We start from the raw sequence: 24,325 nt of genomic DNA on the forward strand, positions 1-24,325 counted from the left end.
TCTGGATAAGCCACTTTCTTTCCGGGAAACCGGCTATCGTGCCTTATAGGCAAAAGAGGCGATGTTGTTCATTATAAAAAGCCCGGACAAGGCGTGTAGCTGATGCCGAAGACTCATTACTAATAAATAGCGCAGGCATTGCCTGCCGCCTTGCTCATCCCGACTTTCGGGTTTCACATGAAAACACCGCCGGAAATCTCCAGCGGTGCTAAAACTGTTTGTGCTTTCAGTACTCAGCTCAGTTTGAGCTGAGCTGTTTGTGCTTTTGCTTGAGAGCATAGAGCGCTTCCTGGGCCTGACGCGGTGTCATATCATCAGGATCAAAGGTCTCCAGCAGTTCAACAAGCTCATTGGAAACAAAGGCTTCCTCTTGCACTTCCGGCTCCGGAATGGTTTCAAGTGGTTGCGAGAAGGATGCAAAGAGCGGCAGATCATCCAAAAGCGTTTCAGCAGGCTTGTTGGTGTCTTGCTCTTCCAGCTGCGTCAGGATCTTTTGCGCGCGGCTGACAACAGTCTTCGGCAGACCAGCCAGTTTTGCGACCTGAATACCATAGGAACGATCAGCAGCGCCTTCGACGATTTCGTGAAGGAAGACAACATCGCCTTTCCACTCTTTCACACGCACGGTCGCATTGTTGAGACGCTCCAAGCGCTGCGAAAGCGCCGTGATTTCATGATAGTGCGTCGCGAAGAGCGAACGAGAGCGGTTGGTTTCGTGCAGATGCTCAATGGCAGCCCATGCAATGGAAAGACCGTCAAAGGTCGCCGTTCCGCGTCCGATTTCATCCAAAATAACCAGAGAGCGGTCCGTGGCCTGATTGAGAATAGCAGCCGTTTCCACCATCTCAACCATGAAGGTTGAGCGGCCTCTGGCAAGGTCATCAGCCGCGCCAACACGAGAGAACAAGCGATCGACAATGCCAATGTGGGCAGTCGTTGCAGGAACGAAACTACCCATTTGAGCCAGCACTGCGATCAATGCATTCTGGCGCAGGAAGGTTGATTTACCGGCCATGTTAGGACCAGTGATCAGCCAGATCTGGCCGTTTTCATAGCTTCCCTGCGGGCCGAGGTTGGCGTTGTTTGCCACAAATGGTTCGCCAGATTTGCGAAGAGCTTGCTCCACCACCGGGTGGCGGCCACCTTCAATTGTGAAGGCGAGCGAACCATCAACGATTGGACGGATGTAGTTTTCCGCTTCCGCCAAAACCGCGAGAGAGGTTGAAACATCAAGGACAGCAAGAGCTTCAGCCGCAGCTTTAATCAGGCCACCAGCCTCAACAACAGCTTTGGTCAGCTCGTTGAAGATTTCCAGTTCAATCGCAAGGGCGCGTTCTCCTGCGCTTGCGATTTTGCTTTCCAGATCAGCAAGATCAGTGGTCGTGAAGCGCATGGCGCCAGCCATAGACTGACGGTGAATGAAGCGAGCAGGGTCATCCTTCATCGGATCACACTGCGCGGTCGGCGCTTCCATGAACCAGCCAAGCACGTTGTTGTGCTTGATCTTCAGTGAGCGGATGCCAAGCTCTTCAGCCAGATCCGCCTGCATCTGTGCGATGACTTTTCGGCTCTGATCGCGAAGGGCTTTGAGCTCATCGAGGTCTGGATGATAGTCAGGAGCAATAAAACCGCCATCTCGCTTGAGAAGTGGCGGTTCTTCTGCAATCGCGACGCTAAGCTTTTCACCCAGCGCATGCGGTGCTTGCTCCAACTTTTGCACGGCAAAGCCAACTTCCTGAGGGAAGGCACCGCCAGAGGCCAGCAAACCTGCAATTTCTCGCGCAGATTTCATTGCAGACGCGATGGACTGCAAATCACGAGGACCACCACGATCCACTGCAAGACGGGACAGTGCACGAGACATATCCGGTGCGGATTTCAACAGGCTGCGGATATCCTCACGCTGCATGGTGTCGGACGCAAAAAACGCAATGGTGTCCTGACGATGACGGATTTGTTCCGGGTCCGTAAGGGGGCCTGACAGGCGACTGGCGAGCAGGCGAGAACCCGCTCCGGTCACGGTTTTATCAATGGCAGACAGCAAGCTGCCTCGGCGCTCGCCGGACAGGGTTCGGGTCAACTCAAGGTTGGCGCGGGTTGCCGGATCAATCAGCAACTGGCCTGCAGCGGCTTCTTTAACCGGTGGGTCGAGAGGAGGGCGCTCGCCGAGCTGGGTTTTGTCGATGTAAGCCAGAATGCCACTGGCTGCGATCAGTTCAGCACGGGTGTAATTGGCGAACCCGTCCAGCGTACCCACGGAAAAGTAGGTGGAGAGGCGATCCTGAGCGTTTGCGCCATCAAAAAATGTGCGAGGAACAGGAGAAAGGGCAGCGCCAAGTCCTTCGACTGTCGCTCGCAACTCGGTTTCCTGAAGAAGTGCGTCAGCAAGCACTAATTCTGATGGATCAATGCGCGCCAGATCAGCAGCAAGGCGCACATCGTCACTTTCAGCCACGCGGAACATGCCCGTGGACATATCAATCCAGGCGAGGCCATAGAGGTTTCCCTCAGCCGTGCTTCCGCCTTTGACCCGCGCTAACGAGGCAAGGAAGTTGTTTCGTCTGGCATCCAGAAGGCGGTCTTCCGTGATCGTGCCGGGTGTCACCAAGCGCACCACATCGCGGCGAACAACAGATTTGGAGCCACGTTTTTTGGCTTCTGCCGGATTTTCCGTCTGCTCACAGACAGAAACGCGGTGGCCAAGACCGATCAGTTTTTGCAGATAGTCATCAGCGGCATGCACAGGAACGCCGCACATGGGAATATCATCACCATTATGCTTGCCGCGTTTGGTGAGCGTAATTCCGAGAGATTGGGATGCAACTTCTGCATCTTCAAAAAACAGCTCGTAGAAATCACCCATTCGGTAGAACAGGAGACTGTCCGGATTTGCCGTCTTAATCTCAATATATTGCGCCATCATGGGTGTGACGCGGCCTTTTGCTGGGGAAGGCTTTTCAATATCTGCTGTAGTCATGGCGCAGACACTAGCAAATGGTTCTATGTGTTTCACCCGTGTCAGTTTAGTTCACAGCTTGAGAACGAGATTTTACGGGGATAATGTCGTCCAGTGATATTTGAAAAGAACACTGCGCTTGAGGGTGAGGAATTTTTCGCATGCCAACCACTGATAAAACAGCAAGCTCGCAGGTCAGCTTTACTGACCAAGACGCGTTAGCCTTCCATAACGAAGGCAAACCGGGCAAGCTTGAAATCTCGCCAACCAAGCCAATGGCCACTCAGCGCGACCTGAGCCTGGCCTATTCTCCTGGCGTTGCTGTTCCTGTGCTGGCAATTGCAGAAGACGCAAGCAAGGCATACGACTACACCACCAAAGGCAACATGGTTGCGGTTATCTCCAACGGTACCGCTATTCTTGGCCTCGGAAACCTTGGCGCATTGGCTTCCAAGCCAGTGATGGAAGGCAAATCAGTTCTCTTCAAGCGCTTTGCTGATGTGGATTCCATTGACCTTGAAGTGGACACTTCCGACGTTGAGGAGTTCATCGACTCTGTAAAGCACCTCGGCCCTTCCTTCGGTGGCATCAACCTTGAAGACATTAAAGCGCCGGATTGCTTTATCATCGAGCAGCGTCTTCGTGAGATCATGGATATTCCGGTGTTCCATGATGATCAGCACGGCACAGCTATTATCGCTGCTGCAGGCTTGATCAACGCGGTTCATATGACAGATCGCGACATCAAAGATGTGAAAGTGGTCTGTAATGGCGCGGGCGCGGCTGGCATTGCTTGTATCGAGCTTGTTAAAGCGATGGGTGTTCCGCATGAGAATGTGCTTCTCTGCGATACAAAAGGCGTGATTTATCAGGGCCGTGAAGCTGGAATGAACCAGTGGAAGAGTGCGCATGCTGTGAAGACTGACAAGCGCACCCTTGAAGACGCACTAGATGGTGCAGATGTGTTCTTCGGAGTTTCCGTGAAGGGCGCTTTGACACCTGACATGGTGAAGACCATGGCGCCGGACCCAATTATCTTTGCGATGGCGAATCCGGATCCTGAGATTACGCCGGAAGAAGCCAAGGAAGTTCGCCCAGATGCGATTGTTGCAACAGGTCGTTCTGACTACCCGAACCAGGTGAACAACGTTCTCGGGTTCCCGTATATCTTCCGCGGTGCGTTGGACGTTCATGCAACAACCATTAATGATGAGATGAAAGTTGCCTGCGCTCGAGCGCTTGCAGAACTGGCTCGTGAAGATGTTCCTGATGAAGTGGCAGCAGCTTATCGTGGCAGCCGTCCTCGTTTCGGTCCCGAATACATCATTCCGGTTCCGTTTGATCCTCGTCTGATTTCCCGCATTCCTCAAGCAGTTGCACAAGCTGCCATGGATAGCGGCGTGGCACGTCGCCCAATCGTGGACATGGATGCTTATGGTGCGCAGCTACAGGGTCGTCGTGACCCGATTGCCGGTACTTTGCAGCGGATCATCTCCAAAGTGCGCCAAAACCCGAAGCGGATTGTGTTTGCAGAAGGGGAAGAGCCAGCGGTTATTCGCGCAGCTTCTGCCTTTGTTGCGCAAGGGTTGGGTGAAGCGATTCTTGTTGGCCGTGAAGATGAGATCCGCGCCAATGCGACATCTGCCGGTATTGATGTAAACCGCCCGGGCATTCGCCTTGAAAGTGCGCGATCCTCCACCCGCAATGCGGATTACGCAGAATATCTGTACTCTCGCCTGCAGCGTAAGGGCTATCTGCAACGTGATTGTCAGCGTCTCGTCAACAATGACCGTAACTACTGGGCGTCCATTATGGTTGCGCGTGGCGATGCTGATGGCGTTGTAACGGGAACAACACGAAACTATTCTGTTGCGCTGGAAACCGTCAGCCGCTGTATCGATACTAAACCGGGGCATCGCGTGATTGGCGTTTCGCTTGTTGTGACACCGGGCAAAACCGTTCTTGTGGCTGATACGGCTGTTCATGACATGCCGACCTCAGAGGAACTGGCGGATATTGCGGAGGAAGCAGCGCATGTTGCCCGCCGTCTTGGTTCTGAACCACGCGTTGCTATGCTGGCGTACTCTACATTTGGTCACCCGAAAGGTGAGCGGACTGAACGTCTTCAGGAAGCCGTTAAGATCCTTGATCGTCGCCGGGTAGACTTTGAGTATGATGGTGAGATGGGTGCAGATATTGCACTTAACATGGAGAAGATGGCGGCTTATCCGTTCTGCCGCCTGAATGGACCTGCAAACGTGCTTATTATGCCTGCATTCCACTCCGCTTCCATCGCAACGAAATTGTTGGAAGAGCTTGGCGGATCAACACTTATTGGCCCACTGCTGGTTGGCATGGACAAGCCGGTTCAGATTGTACCGATGGGTGCCAAGGATAGCGAGATCTTCAATATGGCAGCGATTGCGGCCTACAACATCACTTAGGTCTGACGGAATTGTGAGATCAGGAAAAGCGTCGCTTCTGCGGCGCTTTTTTATTCCCTAAGCCTCTGATGAAACTACACTTCTATCTGAAAGAAATTATATTAATTACAGATCTCTCAAAAATGGCCAAACAGTCTCAAACCTCTCTTCACCTTGCTATCTAAATGCATGCGAATTGGGTCCGTATTTATAGATATTGTTGGCCTCAACATTGATAGCCTTAAGGGCCTGGGAAAGTTGGGAGTCGATCTATGGTTAAGGGTACGCTCGAAGTTACTGAGTACCAATGGGCGCAGAAGGTTTACAAGCAAAACTCATGGCCGTTCGATGCATATGACGGCGACCCCACTCCTGCTTCGATTGAGGCTCACTGCAAAAGTCGTTCTGCTCAATACAAAGCAGAACTTAAGAGCTACAAGGCGCTAAAACCCACTCTCCAAACAGACGCTCAAATGCAAACATTTGATAGTCTTTGCGAGCAAACTCAAAGTCGCATGAAGAATGCAGACTATCTATCGCAAACTGGCAATTTTCTTGATGCGGATAGCACACTGGATGACATAGCAGCACTTGTTGATGGTGTTGGAATTTTAGTAGGGAAGAGCAGGGCTTCAGAGCAGCAGAAAAACGGTGTAGATGGCAAGCAAACTGCTGATAAAGCAGCTACACGCGTTGATCCTCTACTCGCTGTACAACAACGAGTAGCGGAGTTTTCTGCAAAGTTGAAAGGCTACAAAGCTGAGAGGAAGATACTGGTCTCTAAAGATCAGAAAACCTTGTTCGATCAACTCTTCAAACAAGCTGCTTCAACAATGACATTCGTCACCAGTTTGGTAAAAAATAGAGATGCAGATGGTGCTGATCAGCGACTTTTTGATGCTGAAGCGCAATTGCAAGGTGTGCAGCAAGTACTTGAAATACAGAAGCAAACTGTTCGCGATTCGGAAAGTATCAAAGCCGCTCTAAAGGATGCAAATGCTCGGCTTTCAGGAGTCAATGGGCTTCGCAAAACCATTAAATCCCCTCAGGAGCAGAAAGCGTTCACGGATTCTTCAAAGCAAGCAAAAGGGCAAATTAAGCAGGTTGAGGGCTTACTTAAACGACATGAATTTGATGCCTGTCAGGCTGAGTTGAAAGTCCTTAATAACCTAGTTGAAAAAGCAGAGAGTTACGTCAAATTTGTTCCCGTTGATCCGAGTCTTAGCAAACAATTGAAAACGACACGGATTGAAATCCAATCTTGCTATCAGCAGGTAAATGAAGTTCCTGATAAAACTCTCAAACGGGATTTTGAAAAGAACTATCAAGTCGCGATCAACTTACTTGCAGAGACAGAGGATCTGATTGAAGGGCATGGACGTTCCTCTGAGGAAGATATTGCAGCCAATTTAGCTACACTTAAGACCTTAACTGAAGCATTGATAGATTGCGTGGTCAGCACAAAAGAAGCTGCAAAAAAACAAGCAACTAATCAACCGACAGGAAGACGGTCGCGGCCAAACTCAGCTTCGAAGAATGCAGCTCAAAATGCGCTAAATAAAGCTCTTTCCGATTGCACAGGATCTTTGGATGTGGCTCAAGAAAATCTCAACGAGCTTTTGAGGTCTGGGTCCGAGATCAAAGATGCTGCTCTTGCCAGCAGCTTTGCTCAGTATAACAGTGCGGCGCAGACCTATATCACCGAAGGCAAGCAGTATGTAGCGGATCGGAAACTTCAGGAAGCACGAGGCAAACTTGCTACTTGTGAGGATGCAATCAACTCAATGCGGTTCTTCTTAGAATCCGCTCAAGGTTCTCCCGATTTGCAGGCGTCAGAGCAGCAACCATCGCCTCACGATCAAACTGCCTCACCTAGTCAATCAGATCCCATAGCTTCGCACCAAGAAGCTCAGCTTAATGAAGAACGTCTTTTAGAAGAAACAAGGCAAAGAGCTAGCTCTATTCGCAACGCATTGAAAGAAGCAAGAAAGAGGGAAAAGCGTCTGAAGCAGCAACAGGCATCGATCACTGACCAGCAGCTAATGGCACAATTTGTCTCGATGATTGAGCAAGCAGACAAAACAATCCGAGATGTAGGCGTTATGCTTTCTTCAAGACGTGACGGTCGTATCGAATACTCTGAGCAACGCTTACCCTTGATTGATCAGCTCTATCAAAGAGCCCAGGAAATCCTTGATCTGAATAATACTCCTCAACAACACCCCAAAACGCAGGGTGCTCAAAAAACTAGTGATGATGGAGCAAAACAGGCCTTAACTGATCAACTGAAACAGTTAAAAAATGTGATTGCAGTCTCGGTAGCGAATGAATCCACGATTTCAGATCCAAAAATCCTGGATGAAATTGCAACCTATAAAATGCTTTCTGATCAGATGGTTAGTCAGATTGAATTGTACCTGGAAAACAATGACACAAAAGCTGCCCGAGATACTCTGCAGCAACTTCAAGATGTCAGCAAAAACCTTCAGGCCTGTGTAAAGCAGCAGCTGGGACCGGCACAAGAAGAAAAGCGCGCTGAACCAGAACCCATCACTACTCCAAATATCGCTGAGGCCAAAAAATGGGCAAAATCCTTGAAGGGGTTGAAAGCAAGCATACCTAATGAAGACAAAATCCCAGTTTTTGAGAATTGCCAACTGTTGAGTTCAGAATTGATACCGATGATTGAACGTTCAATTAGATCAGGTAACATGGCAGAAGCAGAGGCTCTCCTTGAGCAAGTTGCTGGCTTAATGCGTGAAGTTCAAGAAATAATGTCGGAAAAGAAGTATATTCTTGTACCTTACAAGCATGCAGCCCCGGGCATTCTGAACAACGTCGACTCTCGCAAAACGCCTAGCGGCCCTAATCCAGAACTCTACTGCGAGGAACAAGACGGTAAGTTTTGTCTGAAGCATGCTCTTAATGCGTGTTTGGGTTTTGGAGCAGTATCTCCGCAAGACATGGAAGATGCTCTTTTACAAAATACCTGTGAAGGTTACAAAAACCAGTCCGATATCATAACTTTTGGGGAAGTACGCGAGTATTATCCTGGCTTAACAATCGAAGAGATGCGCCGTCAGATTTCAGAAGACGCTGATGGCTTTTTCCTTAAATCCGCAAAAAAGCAATTCGAGTTGCTCTACGAGGGAATGACACCTGAAGACTATATTCGAGAACGTGGAGCAGATCCTCATACTGGTATGGCCATAATAAAATCAAAACAACAACAACTCGGAGTGCCTAACCTAAAGGATACCCATCTTGATAAGCCTAACTCAGAAGCAGACCTTCAAGCTAATGTGAAGAAAGTCACAGACCTTACGAAAGACGGCGCCGTAGATCGATTGATTGTAGGAGCAGGAGCTCATTTTATTGCTCTTCGAAGGAATACTGAAGGTGAGTGGTTTGAAGTGGATAGTAAATCCCCCACGGCGAGAAAAGTTGAACTAGAAGAATATGTTAGACTGAAAGCTAAGCAACACAAGGATGAAGCAATCACAATTATGCACTTTGATGGGGATGTGAACGCTGATGCCACCAAGGGAGCTTCTCAACCAAGGAGATGAGTTGAGAAGCTGACAAGGAGGAGTGAGTGCGTCGGTCAGACGCGCCGCATGTAGCCTTTGTAGACCCAACCGATTTGCTCGGAGGTTTGGGCGTCGCGGATGCCTAGCCAGTTGCCTTTGCAATCGGCGATGTTGATTGCTTGATTTGGGATAAGGCGGCCAATGACGTTGTAATTGGTTCCGGGGCCGGTACGAAGGTTAAGCACGCCTGACTTCAATGGCTTAACTGCATAAGTGCCTGCACATGCCTGATCAAACCCGATGGGCACTTTTGGTTGGTGCTGGTAGACTGTCTGTGCTGGGGAGCTGCTTGCAAAAGCAACGAGTGCTCCACATATACCAAGGGTCATCAGATGACCGCAATAAACTCCAGATTTTCTCATTGGTCCCGTCCAGTTCAGGTTCCATAAATGACCAGAACAGGGTGACAAACCCCGATATTTTTGGTCTAACGGTCATTCTGGTATTGCTTGAACACGGTGCAAATATGGTCTCTTCCGCTATGATAAAAATCTGCGGCATCTCTACGAAGGAAACTGCGGACGCGGTTACGAAAGAACAAGTCGATATGATCGGATTTGTCTTTTTTCCGAAAAGTCCGCGTTATGTTCCGATGGCTAAAGCCAAAGAGCTGGCAGACCATGTGCGCGGCAAAACGCAGATTGTTGCGCTTACTGTGAATATGGATGATGCAGGCCTGAAGGAAATTGTCGACACTATCTCACCAGATGTTTTGCAGCTGCACGGGAGTGAAAGCCCTGAGCGCTGTGCCGAAATTCGGGAGATTTTTGGTCTGCCTGTGATGAAAGCCTGTGGGATTTCATCTGCAGAAGACGTGGAGGCACTTGCGCCCTATGTTCCGCATGTAGATCGATTTCTTCTTGATGCAAAGCCACCAAAAAATTCCGATATTCCGGGAGGAAATGGTGTCAGCTTTGACTGGAAACTGCTACAAGGCCTAGAACTTGGAAAGCCTATCATGCTTTCTGGCGGCTTAAGCCCTGAAAACGTCCGCGAAGCTTTGGCAATCTCCGGAGTGAGTGATGTCGATGTTTCATCCGGCGTCGAACGCGAGAAGGGCGTTAAAGACATCGAGTTGATTGAGGCTTTTGTGCGTGAAGCGCGCAGCGTTGCCGAGTGAATTTGGGAAGAATTAATGAACCAGCAAGCCAACACATTGCGTTCCGGTCCGGATGATCGCGGCCACTTTGGTGATTTTGGAGGTCGTTTCGTAGCTGAAACGCTCATGCCTTTGATCCTGGATCTGGAAAAGGCTTACAGTGACGCGAAGGCTGACCCAGCATATGCGGCAGAGCTGGAAAACCTGAACACCCACTATACTGGTCGCCCATCTGCGCTTTATTTCGCTGAACGCCTGACAGAAGAGCTGGGCGGCGCGAAGATTTACTTTAAGCGCGATGAGCTGAACCACACAGGGTCCCACAAGATCAACAACTGTATTGGTCAGATCCTGCTGGCTAAACGTATGGGTAAAACCCGTATCATTGCTGAAACCGGTGCTGGTCAACATGGTGTTGCGACCGCAACAGTTTGTGCGCGCTTTGGTTTGCCATGCGTTGTTTACATGGGCGCAACTGACGTTGAGCGTCAGAAACCAAACGTGTTCCGCATGAAGCTTCTGGGGGCTGAAATTGTTCCCGTTACTGCGGGTGCTGGTACACTTAAGGACGCGATGAATGAAGCGCTACGTGACTGGGTAACCAACGTGGATGACACGTATTACCTGATCGGTACAGCTGCTGGCCCGCATCCTTATCCAGAGATGGTTCGTGATTTCCAGTCTGTGATTGGGGAAGAGACCAAAGAACAGCTGATGAAAGCAGAAGGCAAATTGCCAGATGCTCTCGTTGCTGCAGTTGGTGGTGGCTCTAACGCGATTGGTCTGTTCCACCCGTTCCTTGATGATCCATCCGTTGAGATTTACGGCGTTGAAGCTGGTGGCAAAGGCCTTCAGGGTGAAGAACACTGTGCCTCGCTGAACGCAGGTAAGCCGGGTGTACTGCATGGTAACCGCACCTATTTGCTGCAGGATGATGACGGACAGATCCTTGAAGGACATTCCGTGTCAGCAGGTCTGGATTATCCTGGTATCGGCCCTGAGCACTCCTGGCTGAAAGATACAGGCCGTGTGAACTACGTGCCTGCGACCGATGAGGAAGCTCTGGATGCATTCCAGATGCTGACCCGCGTTGAAGGTATCATTCCAGCTCTGGAGCCAAGCCATGCGCTTGCTCAGGTGATCAAGATGGCGCCGAAGATGGACAAAGACAAAGTGATCGTCATGAACCTTTGTGGTCGTGGTGACAAGGATGTCTTCACTGTTGGCAAGATCCTTGGATTTGACCTGTAAGTCATTTGATTTTCAAATGAAAAAGGCGGGCCTTGTGCTCGCCTTTTTTGTTGCCTGAGATTGAATCGGACGTGAAACGATTAGCCCGTGGCAGCAATACCATCCAGAACGCCGGAAACGCCAGCTTCCCAGCCCAAAATGGCGCGCTTACGAGTGATACCCCAATGGTAACCACACATATTGCCCTTTGCCCCGAGGACGCGGTGACACGGAACGACGAAGGACAGCGGGTTCTTTCCAACGGCTGTTCCAACAGCACGAGAGGCTTTGGGATTGCCGAGGTTATTCGCGATCTCCGAATATGTGGTAGCCTTGCCTAAAGGAATTTTCAGAAGTGTTTGCCAAACGCGGATTTCAAAGTCCGTACCAATGAAGACAACACGAAGCGGCTGATCTTCCTTCCATTTATTTGGTTCGAAGATGCGGGAGACGTAAGGAGCGGTGAGTTGCTGGTTCTCTTCAAACTCAGCAGCTGGCCAGCGCTCGCTCATGTCAGCAAGTGCTTTTGCCTCTTCGCCGGCATCGGCAAAAGCAAGACCTGCCAGACCACGCTCTGTTACCATCAGCAGGACGATCCCAAACGGGCAGGGGTGAAAGCCCCAACTGATCTTTACGCCTGCACCACGCCGTTTGTAGTCGCCGGGCGTCATCGCCTCATGGGTTACAAACAAGTCATGCAAACGGGCAGGGCCTGAGAGGCCAACTTCGAGCGAGGCTTCCAGAATGCTAGCGGAATCTTGTAAAAGAGCGCGTGCGTGATCGATGGTGATGGCTTGCAGGAACTGTTTAGGAGTAATGCCTGCCCACCTTGAAAACACCCGCTGAAGCTGAATTGGCTGAAGGCCGACGCTGTAGGCAAGCTCTTCAAGGGAGGGTTGTTCCCTCCAATTCTCGGAGATGCCTTGAAGAGTTTTCTGGACGACACGATAGTCCTCAAGAGCAGAACTGTCTTCTACAAACGTGCCATTTGCGAGATTGGCTGCATTAAACATCTTGATTCACGGCTCTTAGATTTCGTTTCTCATTGAGTGGAATCTAAATGATCCTCAGCCTGAGAGCCACCCGAAACGCGAGTACATGGGAACAGAGTATTTCAGGCTTAGGCGTGATCAAACCCACGATTGCGTGCGGAGTGGATTGCCTGAGAAAACGCAGAGGCGAAACTTGTCCGGTCATCCGGGTTCAAAAACGCACCAACAATGAGGAAAAGTTGATCAGAACGCACCAAAATGCGCGTAACTCCAACATCATCATCCCGTTCGATATGGAGTTTCATGTGAAACGGATTGAGCACATACTCCTGCACGTCGCCTTTGTACGTGACGTGTTTCAATCTGACCTCAAGCGGGGAAACGCTGATTTCCTCATAGGTTTCAGCCGTCGCAAAGTTGTGCCTGAACGCGAGCCAGAGAAAGAGAATAGGTAATGATAGGAGGATAGGTGCAGGCCATAATCCCATCAGAACAAGCACGAGCGAATAAAAGCCAGCAATCAAGCCAGCGCACCAAAGAACGATGTTCACGCCCCGGCGGGACAGCGAGCGGTGCGGGGTTAGAACAGCCTGAAAGAAAGGGGGATAAGGCTCCCGCTTTTGAAGATCATGGGGCATTGGTGCTATTTCGCACTCTGTTTCATTGCTACTCTTTATCGCTTAAGAGTATAGAGCTTTCATAGCCTACGCAAAGTCACTTATTTCCTTCGAGAGTCCTATGGTTGACGCTACCAAAACAAAGAAGGTTGCATCTTCTTCCAGTACACGCAAAAAGCCGGTTTCCAGATCAAGGTATTCTAAAGCCGAGATCTACGAAATCTTTGCGGCATTTGAAAAAGACAATCCAGAACCGGAAGGGGAGCTTAATCATTCCAACGAGTTCACGCTGCTGGTTGCTGTTGTGCTTTCCGCTCAAGCAACAGATGCCGGAGTGAACAAAGCGACAAAACATCTCTTCCAGATTGCAGATACGCCAGAGAAAATGGTTGCTCTTGGAGAAGATAAGATCCGTGAAGAGATCCGCACAATCGGGCTCTATAAAAACAAAGCAAAGAACACGTTTTTGCTCTCTCAAATGCTGATTGAGCATCATGGTGGGCAGGTTCCGCAAACCCGTGAGGAGCTGGAAGCTTTGCCGGGTGTTGGCCGTAAAACAGCAAATGTGGTGCTGAATATTGCTTTTGGGCAGCCCACAATTGCGGTAGACACGCATCTCTTCAGGATTGCAAACAGGTTAGGGCTTGCCCCCGGCAAAACACCGCTGGATGTTGAGTTGAAACTGGAAAAGATAATTCCGCAAGATTTTATGCAACACGCACACCACTGGCTGATCCTACATGGCCGTTACATCTGTAAGGCGCGCAAGCCGGCGTGCGATCGCTGCATCATCTATGATCTTTGCAAAAGCAAAGAGAAAATCTTGAAGGAAGTTGCCTAAGTAAAAGCAGAGGCTCTTAATGCATCTGCTTTTTACGGAGACGAACAACCACTTCCACGCGGGAAATTTCCATTCCTTCAGGTGGGACTGGCAAGTTGTCTAATGTCAGGCCACTGTCTGGAATATCGATTACACGGTTCTCATCTTCCAGGAAGAAATGGTGATGCTCAGAAGTGTTGGTGTCGAAGTAAGTCTTTGTTCCTTCAACAGCAACTTCACGCAGCAAACCAACTTCAGTGAACTGATGAAGTGTGTTGTAAACTGTCGCCAGAGAGACGGGCACATTCGCAAGGATAGCTTCTTCGTGAAGGACTTCCGCCGAGATGTGGCGATTACCCTGAGAATAAAGAAGCTCAGCCAGTGCCACGCGCTGACGTGTAGGGCGCAGACCTGCGTCTCTTAGCATCCCTGTTACATCTTGATGTTCGTTAGCAATCTGCGAGCTCATTTTTTCCTACTTTAGTTCTTTAGGGTGCTGATGTTTTAACACCTACGCACCAATTCTACCAGCATTAGATTAAAAGCAACCTATTGACCTGCACCCAAGCACTCTCAATATAAGGGAGCATAACCCTTGATACATCAAGCTAAAACCAAGCAGGATTAACCGGACTGCTTATAACAATAATAAGAATAGTATAAGTTTAACACAACTGCGTACATTGAGCACACGCAAACTCACATACATCGCTCTTTCGATATTCGGGCTCGTGTGCTAGGAAGGCCCGAACAGTTAATACTTAGAACCATCGTTACGTTTAGGTAAGGTGAACCCTACGTTTTTCTGGCCTCAAACAAACGACAAATTATGCGGGAATAGAATGCACGAGAAGCGTTCAAGCTACGATAAAGAAGCTCTGCTGGCCTGTGGTCGCGGTGAGCTGTTTGGCCAAGGCAATGCACAGCTGCCACTTCCTCCTATGCTGATGTTTGATCGCGTCACCGAAATTTCTGAGGACGGCGGCGAGTACGGCAAAGGCGTAATTCGTTCTGAATTCGACATTAATCCAGATCTCTGGTTCTTCGAATGTCACTTCCAGGGCGATCCTGTTATGCCTGGCTGTCTTGGTTTGGACGCTCTGTGGCAGATGACTGGCTTCTATCTTGGTTGGCTCGGCGAGCCAGGTCGTGGTCGTGCACTTTCTACCGGTGAAGTTAAATTCACAGGTCAGGTTACTCCTGACGTAAAAATGCTGGAATTCGGTGTTGATATGAAGCGCGTTATGCGCTCCCGCCTGAAACTGGCAATTGCTGATGGCTGGGTAAAAGCTGACGGCGAGACTATTTTTGTTGCGAAAGACCTGCGCGTTGGTCTGTTTCAAGACGAAGCAAAATAAGTAATCAAATTATGCGAGGGTTTGTCATGTGGAATGACGAACCCTTTTTTGGAATTGGGTCCGATTGGACCGCTTAACCCACGGGAGACCTTAGATGAGGCGTGTGGTTGTTACTGGTATGGGTATTGTTTCTCCTCTTGGCAACAATGCTGAAGAAGTGAAAGCAAGCCTTTACGAAGGTAAGTCCGGTATTGTTGCAGCTGAAGACTACGAGAAGCTCGGCTTCCGTTGTCAGGTTCATGGCGCACCTACCTTGGATCCATTGGAAAAACTTGGCCGTCGTACCTCTCGCTTTATGGGTGAAGGCGCTGCATGGAACTACATTGCCATGGAGCAGGCCATTGAAGATGCCGGTCTTTCCGAAGATCTGGTTACCAATGACCGCACTGGCCTGATCATGGGTTCTGGTGGACCATCCACTAAAGCGATCGTTGAAGCTGCGGATATCACCCGTGAAAAAGGCCCACGCCGCATCGGGCCGACCGCTGTTCCGAAAGCTATGAGCTCTACGAACTCTGCTACGCTTGCAACGCCATTTAAAATTCACGGCGTCAACTACTCCATTTCCGCAGCTTGTGCGACAACCAATATCTGTATTGGTAATGCCTATGAGCTGATCCAATGGGGTAAACAAGACGTGGTATTTGCTGGCGGTGGCGAAGAACTGGACTGGACACTCTCCAACCTGTTTGATGCTATGGGCGCAATGTCATCCAAGTACAACGACACTCCGTCTACGGCTTCTCGTCCATATGACAAGAACCGTGATGGCTTTGTTATTGCTGGTGGTGGCGGTGTGCTGGTTCTTGAAGAACTTGAGCATGCAAAAGCACGCGGTGCAAAAATCTACGCGGAAATCGTGGGTTACGGTCAGACTTCTGATGGCCATGACATGGTTGCACCAAGTGGTGAAGGCGCTGCTCGCTGCATGAAGATTGCGCTTAAAGACGTTGATTGTGACATTGATTACATCAATCCACATGCAACCTCTACACCTGTTGGTGACATCAAAGAGATTGAAGCGATCCGCGCTGTGTTCGGCGACAAGGTTCCGCCAATTTCTGCGACTAAAGCGCTTTCTGGTCACTCTTTGGGTGCTGCCGGCGTTCATGAAGCGATCTACTCTTTGCTTATGATGGAAGGCAACTTCATTGCGGCTTCTGCTCATATTGAAGAATTGGATCCGGATTTTGAGGATATGCCAATCGTAAGAGAACGCGTAGATAATGCAGAATTGAATTGCGTTCTTTCAAACGGCTTTGGATTTGGCGGCACCAACGCGACCGTCGTGTTTAAGCGATACAAAGACTGAGTTTGAGGTTCTGAGCTTGCTCAGCTCCTTTAACTTTTGATTAAAGGAGTTTTCTATGAGCAAGCTTATGCAAGGCAAGCGTGGTCTGATTATGGGCGTTGCCAATGACCACAGCATTGCCTGGAGCATAGCCAAAACTCTTGCAGAACAGGGTGCAGAAATGGCGTTTACCTATCAAGGTGACGCCTTCGCCCGACGCGTAAAACCACTGGCAGACAGTGTTGGATGCGATATGCTTCTTCCATGTGATGTGGAAGACATTGATAGCGTGGACAAGGTTTTCGCTCAGCTCCAAGAAAAATGGGGGAGCATTGATTTCCTCGTGCACGCGATCGCGTTTTCTGACAAGTCTGAACTGCGTGGCCGTTATGCAGACACTTCCCGTGATAATTTTGCCCGCACCATGCAGATCTCCTGTTTCTCCTTCACAGAGATTGCAAAGCGAGCGGCTGACTTGATGCCGAACGGCGGTTCCATACTGACGCTGACGTATGGTGGCGCGACCAGCGTGATGCCAAACTATAACGTCATGGGCGTTGCCAAGGCTGCACTAGAGGCATCTGTGCGCTATCTGGCTATGGACTTTGGAGAGCAGGGCATCCGTGTGAATGCGATATCTGCAGGGCCTGTTCGCACGCTGGCTGGGGCAGGTATCTCTGACGCTCGTTTGATGTTCAACTTCCAGCAGGCAAACTCTCCGCTGAAGCAGACTGTTACAACCGAACAGCTTGGTGGTTCTGGTCTCTACCTTCTCTCAGAGTTGTCTGGTGGAGTGACAGGTGAGGTTCACTTTGTGGATTCTGGTTACAACATCGTTTCCATGCCACGCATGAAAGAGTTGAAGACCGCCGACAAGCTGATGCGAGAAAAGGAAACTGTCTAGATTCCTTTTGATTGTTCAGGTGAATAGCAAAAAGCCTCCAAGTTTCCTCAGAGGCTTTTTCTTTAATCTGTTGTTGGAACTGAGATCAATTATTGATTGTCTCGTTTTTATAAACACCAAACAATCTGCTCTGATCAATCCAGCCTTCAAAATCTTTGCCGGAAACGCGGCAGTAACCATCCGTGCATTCGACAACACCAGCAAGGACCAAAGGCTCAAGAAACGCGATGATCTCTTCATTCGGGCCAGGCCGCTTACGAAGAGGGGTGGTTTCAACGGTATTTTCTAGCCAAGGCGTCACCAGTGCAGAGCGGTAGCCAGTCAACAAGGTTTTGAAAACCCAACCGTCTTTGCCTTCCCAATCGCGAATGCGGCGCCAGTCGTCATATTCCTGAATGACTTCAACCGGCAGCCTGCTGCGAACGAAAGTCCAACCAATGTCGTGGTTTCTGCTTGGACCTTTGCGAACGTTCACTCTATCAGATTTAAGACTGACAAAACGCGGAACTGGAAGACCAGATACACCAGAACCTGCAGACTGGGCCTGAGCGGTGATTACGAATGGGGAAACAAAAAGGAATAATAGAAAAGTAGCTGCAAGGGCACTAAGAGTACGAAAGCTTTTATTTTTCATAGTGATACCAAAACTTCCCGTAGGCTAATCCGTAATTTTCACTAAAATCGAGACACAAGTATCATACCTTAGATCTCGCGATTTCCGATAGTGGCTGCTATTAGATGTAGACGTGTTTGACAAGTCTTGTTTTCACCGGAACATTTGGTAATGAAACTTTGACAGCCTGTAAGACCTTTGAGTCATTGACTCATATGGTGATTAGGGCAGGGTTAAAAAACTTCGAATTTTTGACAGAAGGCGGGGACGATGCCAAAAAAGAAGCCTATTGTGGTTGTGACGCGGAAACTGCCGGATGTTGTTGAAACACGCATGCGCGAGCTTTTCGACACACGGTTGAATGAGCAAGATAAGCCGTTCACACAGGCAGAGCTTGTGGAAGCCGTCAAAATTGCTGATGTTCTTGTCCCCACTGTTACAGACCGCATTGACGCTTCGGTTTTGGCTCAGGCTGGCCCTAATCTGAAAATGATTGCCAACTTTGGTAACGGCGTCGACAATATCGACGTTATCTCTGCCAACAATCGCGGTATTGCAGTTACCAATACTGCTGGTGTGATGACCGAAGACACCGCAGACATGACCATGGCGCTTATTCTCGCCGTTCCGCGTCGTCTTTCTGAAGGCATGAAGAAGATTGAGAACAAGGAATGGGACGGCTGGTCTCCAACCTGGATGCTTGGTCGTCGTATCTGGGGCAAGCGGCTGGGTATTATCGGTATGGGCAGGATCGGTCAGGCGGTCGCCAGACGCGCAAAAGCGTTTGGTATGTCTATCCATTACCACAATCGAATTCGCGAGCCTCTGGAGCTTGAAGAGCAGTTGGAAGCTACTTTCTGGGAGAGCCTGGATCAGATGCTTGCGCGCATGGATGTCGTCTCCATCCATTGTCCGCATACGCCGGGTACCTACCACTTGCTTTCCGCACGCCGTTTGAAGCTGATGAAGCCTGATGCGTACATCGTGAACACCGCTCGCGGTGAGATCGTGGATGAAAACGCGCTGATCCGTCAGATTGAGTCAGGTGAGCTTGCAGGGGCGGCGCTGGACGTGTTTGAGCACGAGCCTGCGATCAACCCGAAGCTGGTGGCATCCGACAAGGTGGTTGTGTTGCCTCACATGGGTTCGGCAACAATTGAAGGGCGTATTGATATGGGTGAGAAGGTCATCATCAATATCAAAGCCTTTATGGACGGGCATCGTCCACCGGATCGCGTTTTGCCATCTATGCTCTGATAACAGTTTGAAGCGCTTCAGAAATCTGGAGCGCTTTTTATTTGGAACCTACTTCAGATACTTGATCCAGGCAGGGTCAGACTTCATTCCAGCAAGGAACTTGGCGTGTGCCTCAATTTCTTCCTCTGACAGGGAAGGGGAGAGAGGGTTTGGGCGTTGCTTGGCTGCGACGCGCTTTTTGGGCTCATCATTGAGTTTATCCAGATCGATCGCTTCATCGTCTGGCACCAGACCAAGATTTTTCTGCTTACCGCCGTTCATCTCCAGATAAACTTCAGCCAGCAGTTCCGCATCGAGCAACGCGCCGTGGTATACGCGCTTTGTGTTATCCACGCTGTAGCGCGAACACAAAGCATCCAGCGATACTGATCCGGTCGGGAACTTTCTGCGTGCGAGCTTTAGAGTATCCAGCACCTGCGTATTTGGGATTTTTGGTTTATTACAACGCCCAAGCTCCATGTTGATGAAGCCCATATCGAATGGAGCGTTGTGAATAACCAGACGTGAATCTCCAACAAAATCAAGAAATTCGTCAGCTACATCGACAAACAGCGGTTTGTCTGAAAGGAACTCAGCAGAGAGGCCGTGAATGCGGAACGCTTCTTCTGGCATATCTCGTTGCGGGTTGACGTAAAGATGGCAGGTGCGGCCCGTTGGAATGAAATTTATGAGTTCCACTCCGCCGATTTCAACCAGCCTATCCCCATCAAGCGGATTCAGGCCTGTGGTTTCAGTATCGAAGGAGATTTCGCGCATAATTACACCGTTCTAGAAGCGATAGAAGACACAGCGCGCATAATGGCACCCACTGCACGACGGGCCGGCTCTACGCCTCGGCCAGTGTTGACAATAAAATGCGCTTTTTTGCGTTTTTCTGCGTCGTTTAACTGTTTTGCGTAGATAGCCTCAAATTTCTCTTCTGTCATGCCTGGTCTTTCAAGAACACGCTGACGCTGCACATCATATGGTGCAGAAACCACGACGACTGCATCAACGGCCTTGTGTTTGCCGACCTCGAAGAGGAGAGGGACGTCGAGAACAACGACCTTACGACGATCTAGTTTTGCTTGATGCAGAAACTCAGTTTCAACTTCCTGAACGAGCGGGTGGATGAGGCTTTCCAGAAGCATCATCTTTGCTTTGTCGTGGAGGACGATTTTACCGAGGGCTTCGCGGTCAATCCGACCATCTTTAGCAGTGCCGGGAAAGGCGCTGCCAACAGGTTCAACAGCTTTGCCAGTGTAAAGTGCATGGACCGCAGCATCTGCATCATAAACAGCGGCTCCAGCCTCTGCAAAGAGCTTTGAGGTGGTTGATTTCCCCATTCCAATCGAGCCAGTCAGACCGAGAATAACCATTCAGGTAAGTCCCATTTCTCTCAGGATCATCTCACGAAGCTCGTCGGTGACTTCCGGACGAACTCCAAACCATTTTTCAAAACCCGGTACAGCTTGGTGAAGTAGCATTCCCAGACCATCAACCGTCGAATTGCCACGCTGAGCAGCATCACGAAGCAGTTTGGTTTGTAACGGAGAGTAAACTATATCCGTCACAACTGCCGATTTCGACAGGTTATCAAGATCAATGTTTAATTCTGGTTGTCCAGACATACCAAGAGAGGTCGTGTTCACCAGAAAATCCGCTTCTCCAAGCTTTTCCCCCAGACTATCCCATTCAATTGCGATGGTATTTGGGCCAAAATGATCTGCAAGTTTCTGCGCTTTTTCTAGTGTTCTGTTGGCGATATACACTTCTGTGTATCCTCTGGACAGCAACGCCCAAATAATCGCCCGGGAGGCGCCGCCAGCCCCCAGAACAACGGCTTTATTCCCGTTGTTATCCCAGTTGGGCAGCATTTGGTCGAGATTTCCCAGAAAGCCAAGACCGTCGGTGTTTGAGCCATTCAAAACACCTGCGTCATCCAACCAAAGCGTGTTCACAGCCCCAATCATTTTGGCCGCATCATCCAACTTCTCAGCAGATTTATACGCATGCTCTTTGTTTGGAATTGTCACGTTACAGCCAACAAACCCATGCTCGGCCAGTGTGCTGTAAAAGCTTTCGGCAGTCTCAGGAGGCACATCCTGTGCGATGTAGCTGCCTTCTATGCCGTGCTGCTTGAGCCAATAACCATGTATCAGAGGAGATTTTGAGTGGCCAATTGGATGTCCTGTGACAGCTGCATTCCTCATTTCTTCAAAACCTCAATCTCGCGCAAGAATGAGAGGAGGCTCAGGAGAGGCAGGCCCAACACTGTAAAGTAATCACCCTCAATCTTATCAAAGAGCTGTACGCCTTCGGCTTCCAGCTGATACGCACCAACGCTGGAGAGAATTTCGGACCCGGTTCGCTCAATGTACCAATCCAGAAAATCTTCTGATAACTCACGCACATTCAGAATTGCCGTCGAAATACCTTCCCAGACAACTTCACCGTCTTTAACAACACATGCCGCAGAATGAAGCGCGTGACTTTTGCCAGAAAAGCTCATGAGTTGCTTGAGGGCTGCGTTCAGATCTTCTGGCTTAACGAGGCGCTTCCCTTCGAATGCCAGGATCTGATCAGCGCCAACGACGTAAGCACCATGATTTCGGGCGGAAACTTCTTTCGCTTTCGCAACGGATAATTTAGCTGCAATCACTTCTGGATCCACACCAGTGGAAAGTAATGGCTCTTCTATCTGTCGCTCATCAACATTTGCTGGAATACGATCAAAAATTAAGCCTGCATTTTCTAAGAGAGTCGCGCGAATTTTACTTCCGCTCGCTAAAATCAGTCGAGTCATACTCTGCTTTCTCAATCTGAGGATTTCTTGTGCTGTTTATTGGGATAAAGCGCGATGCTTCTCAATATTCTTCTGTCTCTTTTTGCTCATTTTTATGTTTTCGGAGCAAATCCATGATCTCGGCTGCTGTTTCTTCGATAGAGCGACGCGTTACATCGATGAGCGGCCAACCATTTTCAGCACACAACCGTTTCGACATCGCAATCTCCTGAGCAATTGATTTGCGATCAACGTAGGTGTCGTTGTCTGTTTTGGCATCCAGCGACAAAATGCGGTTCTGGCGGATATCCCGAATACGTTCGGCCGTAGCCATCAGGCCGACCACGAGAGGTCTTTTGGCTTTCAGGAGCTGACGGGGAGGGCGCATATTGGGAATGAGCGGGATGTTAGCCGCCTTAATACCTCTATTTGCCAGATAGATAGAGGTTGGCGTCTTAGAGGTTCGACTGATGCCGACGAGAATAACGTCTGCTTCGTCCAAAGCCCCAGCGATTTGGCCATCATCATGCAGCATGGTGTAGTTCATCGCTTCCATGCGCTGGAAGTATTCCTCATCCATCACGTGCTGTCCGCCCACACGCCACGTTTCTGTGACGTTCAGATAGCTATGGAAGACCTGATAGACAGGCTTGAGAACATTAACGCATGGCAGCCCTAAATCCTGACATTTACGCTCCAGACGGCGGGCATAGGATTGTTCCACAAGGGTGTAGAGAACAATTCCTGGTGCAGATTCAATCTCTTCCAGGACTCTACTCAACTGCTTGTCATGCCGGATCAGCGGGTAAACATGCTCGATGGGCTGAATATTCTCATATTGCGCGGTCGCAGCACGCACAATAGTCATCAAAGTTTCGCCTGTTGAGTCCGAAACCATGTGTAAATGGAAGTAGTTAGAGTGGTTACCCAAGGTATCATCCTCAACATTCCTAAGAGACTTGGAAAAACTAGCCAAATCTCACTGTGCTTTCAAATTAATGCCCGCTGACCCTAATCCGTCAACAATTCCATATTTTGAGAATACTGATTTCGAAACGACTTGGATAAGCGGGATTGCACATTGCCCACGCAAAAGATTCACAGCACAGCATACGGGATAAACTGTGATCTGTGGTTATTTTCCAGATTGTAACCTATTGAATCTTTAGAAAAAACAATTTGTTTTCGACTCTTGTTGAGAGTCTTGCTTGTTTTTGATCTGTGACTTTTCCTATTAGGGTTTTCTCAGTTAGGAATTGTGGAATTAAATTGATCCCTGCTATTCACTCACTAATAGAAATAGAAACTTCCAAATAAGAAGATTCTTTTTAAGCAGGCTTGGGAAAAAGAGGCGATTTATGGAATCTCATGAAAGAGCGGTAATGCGCGTTTTAGCAGGCGAGAAACTAGAGCGCCCACCAATCTGGATGATGCGCCAGGCAGGACGGTATTTGCCTGAGTACAGAGCTGTACGAGCTCAAGCACCGAATTTTCTCGACTTCTGCTACAATACCGATCTTGCGACAGAAGTTACTCTCCAACCCATTCGCCGGTATGGCTTTGATGCTGCCATCCTATTTTCTGACATCTTCGTTGTTCCAGATGCGCTTGGCTACCCTGTAAATTTTGAGGAGGGTCGAGGACCAGTTCTCGAACCACTTTCGACAGAACTCGTTGATAAGCTTGATCAAGCTAGGACGATGGAGCACTTGGCTCCTGTTATCGCCACAGTCGAGCGTTTGAGAGCGGAGTTGCCGACTGAAACCACCCTTCTGGGCTTCTGCGGAGCTCCGTGGACGGTCGCTTGCTATTCTGTGGCTGGTCATACCACCCAGGACCAGTTTGCCGCTCGTATCGGCTCCTATCAGGATCCTGAGCTTCTGACTGCTTTCATTGATCAGCTGGTTGAAGCTTCGATCACGTACCTGGTGGCTCAGTTTGATGGTGGTGCAGATGCACTGCAGATCTTCGACACCTGGGCAGGTGTTCTGGATGACATCGGTTTTGAGCAGTGGTCTGTTGGTCCGACCCGCAAGATCGTTGATGGTGTGAAAGCTCAGCGTCCAAACGCGAAGATCATTGGTTTCCCGAAAGCATCAGCTGCTCGCTTGAAGCGCTATGTTGAAGCCACTGGCGTTGATGCAGTTGGTCTGGACTGGACTGTTCCGGCAGAAGTGGCGCAGGAAATTCAGAAAATTGTTCCTGTACAGGGCAATATGGATCCAATGCGCCTTGTTGCTGGTGGACGTGCGCTGGAAACTGGAATAGATCACGCTCTCGAAGTTTTGGGTAATGGTCCGCACATCTTTAACCTTGGTCATGGCGTTGTTCCGCAAACTCCGCCAGAACATGTTGCTGAGATGGTGAAGCGGGTTAAAGGCCTGTAAGCAGACACTGCAAATTAGATAAGG

At 49.5% G+C, this 24,325-nt stretch carries 21 protein-coding genes; 10 read left to right on the forward strand and 11 right to left on the reverse strand.

From position 1 onward, the window contains the following. Positions 1–238: 238 nt before the first annotated feature. Entirely contained in the window at positions 239–2,977 is a 2,739-nt protein-coding gene (mutS, locus tag PsW74_RS27065) for a DNA mismatch repair protein MutS (protein ID WP_063286239.1), read from the reverse strand. 140 nt (positions 2,978–3,117) lie between these two features. Here mutS and PsW74_RS27070 point away from each other — a divergent pair, with 140 nt between their 5' ends. Both PsW74_RS27070 and PsW74_RS27075 read left to right on the forward strand, forming a co-directional pair. Continuing rightward, positions 3,118–5,400: an NADP-dependent malic enzyme gene (locus PsW74_RS27070; RefSeq protein WP_057463194.1), complete on the forward strand. Its 2,283-nt coding sequence runs from the start codon at positions 3,118–3,120 to the stop codon at positions 5,398–5,400. Positions 5,401–5,651: 251 nt separating this feature from the next. After that, the gene (locus PsW74_RS27075) at positions 5,652–8,948 is read left to right on the forward strand and encodes a hypothetical protein (RefSeq protein WP_063286238.1); all 3,297 of its coding nucleotides are present in this window, start codon (positions 5,652–5,654) and stop codon (positions 8,946–8,948) included. Between the two features lie 35 nt (positions 8,949–8,983). Here PsW74_RS27075 and PsW74_RS29540 read toward each other — a convergent pair whose 3' ends face one another. Beyond that, a complete protein-coding gene (locus PsW74_RS29540) occupies positions 8,984–9,331 on the reverse strand; it encodes an SH3 domain-containing protein (RefSeq protein WP_208986373.1) in 348 nt (115 codons plus the stop codon). A 41-nt stretch (positions 9,332–9,372) separates the two neighbouring features. On the opposite strand from PsW74_RS29540, the gene PsW74_RS27085 reads away from it, so the two are divergent. Together PsW74_RS27085 and trpB are read left to right on the forward strand one after the other, a co-directional pair. Next, positions 9,373–10,089 carry a phosphoribosylanthranilate isomerase gene (locus PsW74_RS27085; protein ID WP_063286237.1) on the forward strand — a complete coding sequence of 239 codons (717 nt, stop codon included), beginning with the start codon at positions 9,373–9,375 and terminating at the stop codon, positions 10,087–10,089. Between the two features lie 15 nt (positions 10,090–10,104). After that, a complete protein-coding gene (gene trpB / locus PsW74_RS27090) occupies positions 10,105–11,319 on the forward strand; it encodes a tryptophan synthase subunit beta (protein WP_057463198.1) in 1,215 nt (404 codons plus the stop codon). Positions 11,320–11,399: 80 nt separating this feature from the next. On the opposite strand, the gene PsW74_RS27095 is transcribed toward trpB, so the two are convergent. Both PsW74_RS27095 and PsW74_RS27100 read right to left on the reverse strand, forming a co-directional pair. Further along, entirely contained in the window at positions 11,400–12,311 is a 912-nt protein-coding gene (locus PsW74_RS27095) for a bifunctional helix-turn-helix domain-containing protein/methylated-DNA--[protein]-cysteine S-methyltransferase (protein ID WP_063286236.1), read from the reverse strand. 107 nt (positions 12,312–12,418) lie between these two features. After that, entirely contained in the window at positions 12,419–12,928 is a 510-nt protein-coding gene (locus PsW74_RS27100) for a DUF2244 domain-containing protein (protein ID WP_208988185.1), read from the reverse strand. A gap of 100 nt (positions 12,929–13,028) precedes the next feature. On the opposite strand from PsW74_RS27100, the gene nth reads away from it, so the two are divergent. Then, positions 13,029–13,748 (forward strand): endonuclease III, encoded by a 720-nt coding sequence (gene nth, locus PsW74_RS27105; protein ID WP_063286235.1) that lies wholly within the window; start codon positions 13,029–13,031, stop codon positions 13,746–13,748. Positions 13,749–13,764: 16 nt separating this feature from the next. Here nth and irrA read toward each other — a convergent pair whose 3' ends face one another. Then, positions 13,765–14,196: an iron response transcriptional regulator IrrA gene (gene irrA, locus PsW74_RS27110; protein WP_057463201.1), complete on the reverse strand. Its 432-nt coding sequence runs from the start codon at positions 14,194–14,196 to the stop codon at positions 13,765–13,767. Between the two features lie 373 nt (positions 14,197–14,569). Between irrA and fabA the strand changes: the two genes are divergently transcribed. From fabA to fabI, 3 genes are all read left to right on the forward strand, one after another. Beyond that, positions 14,570–15,085 carry a 3-hydroxyacyl-[acyl-carrier-protein] dehydratase FabA gene (fabA, locus tag PsW74_RS27115; RefSeq protein WP_063286234.1) on the forward strand — a complete coding sequence of 172 codons (516 nt, stop codon included), beginning with the start codon at positions 14,570–14,572 and terminating at the stop codon, positions 15,083–15,085. Positions 15,086–15,179: 94 nt separating this feature from the next. Continuing rightward, complete coding sequence (gene fabB / locus PsW74_RS27120) at positions 15,180–16,397, forward strand: beta-ketoacyl-ACP synthase I (protein ID WP_063286233.1); 1,218 nt, start codon at positions 15,180–15,182, stop codon at positions 16,395–16,397. A gap of 55 nt (positions 16,398–16,452) precedes the next feature. Then, positions 16,453–17,280 carry an enoyl-ACP reductase FabI gene (gene fabI / locus PsW74_RS27125; RefSeq protein WP_057463204.1) on the forward strand — a complete coding sequence of 276 codons (828 nt, stop codon included), beginning with the start codon at positions 16,453–16,455 and terminating at the stop codon, positions 17,278–17,280. An 85-nt stretch (positions 17,281–17,365) separates the two neighbouring features. Here fabI and PsW74_RS27130 read toward each other — a convergent pair whose 3' ends face one another. Further along, positions 17,366–17,914 carry an SH3 domain-containing protein gene (locus tag PsW74_RS27130; RefSeq protein WP_063286232.1) on the reverse strand — a complete coding sequence of 183 codons (549 nt, stop codon included), beginning with the start codon at positions 17,912–17,914 and terminating at the stop codon, positions 17,366–17,368. Positions 17,915–18,163: 249 nt separating this feature from the next. Here PsW74_RS27130 and PsW74_RS27135 point away from each other — a divergent pair, with 249 nt between their 5' ends. Continuing rightward, a complete protein-coding gene (locus tag PsW74_RS27135; protein ID WP_057463206.1) occupies positions 18,164–19,150 on the forward strand; it encodes a D-glycerate dehydrogenase in 987 nt (328 codons plus the stop codon). A 48-nt stretch (positions 19,151–19,198) separates the two neighbouring features. Here PsW74_RS27135 and dnaQ read toward each other — a convergent pair whose 3' ends face one another. The 5 genes from dnaQ to PsW74_RS27160 form a co-directional block, all read right to left on the reverse strand. Continuing rightward, entirely contained in the window at positions 19,199–19,906 is a 708-nt protein-coding gene (gene dnaQ, locus PsW74_RS27140; RefSeq protein ID WP_063286231.1) for a DNA polymerase III subunit epsilon, read from the reverse strand. 2 nt (positions 19,907–19,908) lie between these two features. After that, positions 19,909–20,508 carry a dephospho-CoA kinase gene (gene coaE, locus PsW74_RS27145; protein ID WP_063286230.1) on the reverse strand — a complete coding sequence of 200 codons (600 nt, stop codon included), beginning with the start codon at positions 20,506–20,508 and terminating at the stop codon, positions 19,909–19,911. Next, positions 20,509–21,342 (reverse strand): shikimate dehydrogenase, encoded by an 834-nt coding sequence (locus PsW74_RS27150; protein ID WP_063286229.1) that lies wholly within the window; start codon positions 21,340–21,342, stop codon positions 20,509–20,511. Further along, on the reverse strand, positions 21,339–21,935 hold the full coding sequence (locus PsW74_RS27155) for a Maf family protein (protein ID WP_063286228.1): 597 nt from the start codon (positions 21,933–21,935) through the stop codon (positions 21,339–21,341). The genes PsW74_RS27150 and PsW74_RS27155 overlap by 4 nt, the downstream gene beginning before the upstream one ends. Positions 21,936–21,996: 61 nt before the next feature. Next, complete coding sequence (locus PsW74_RS27160) at positions 21,997–22,845, reverse strand: pyruvate, water dikinase regulatory protein (RefSeq protein WP_082596851.1); 849 nt, start codon at positions 22,843–22,845, stop codon at positions 21,997–21,999. A 427-nt stretch (positions 22,846–23,272) separates the two neighbouring features. Between PsW74_RS27160 and hemE the strand changes: the two genes are divergently transcribed. Then, the gene (gene hemE, locus PsW74_RS27165) at positions 23,273–24,301 is read left to right on the forward strand and encodes a uroporphyrinogen decarboxylase (protein WP_057463211.1); all 1,029 of its coding nucleotides are present in this window, start codon (positions 23,273–23,275) and stop codon (positions 24,299–24,301) included. Positions 24,302–24,325 lie beyond the last annotated feature (24 nt).

This window comes from Pseudovibrio sp. W74, from assembly GCF_001623085.1.
GTDB lineage: Bacteria > Pseudomonadota > Alphaproteobacteria > Rhizobiales > Stappiaceae > Pseudovibrio.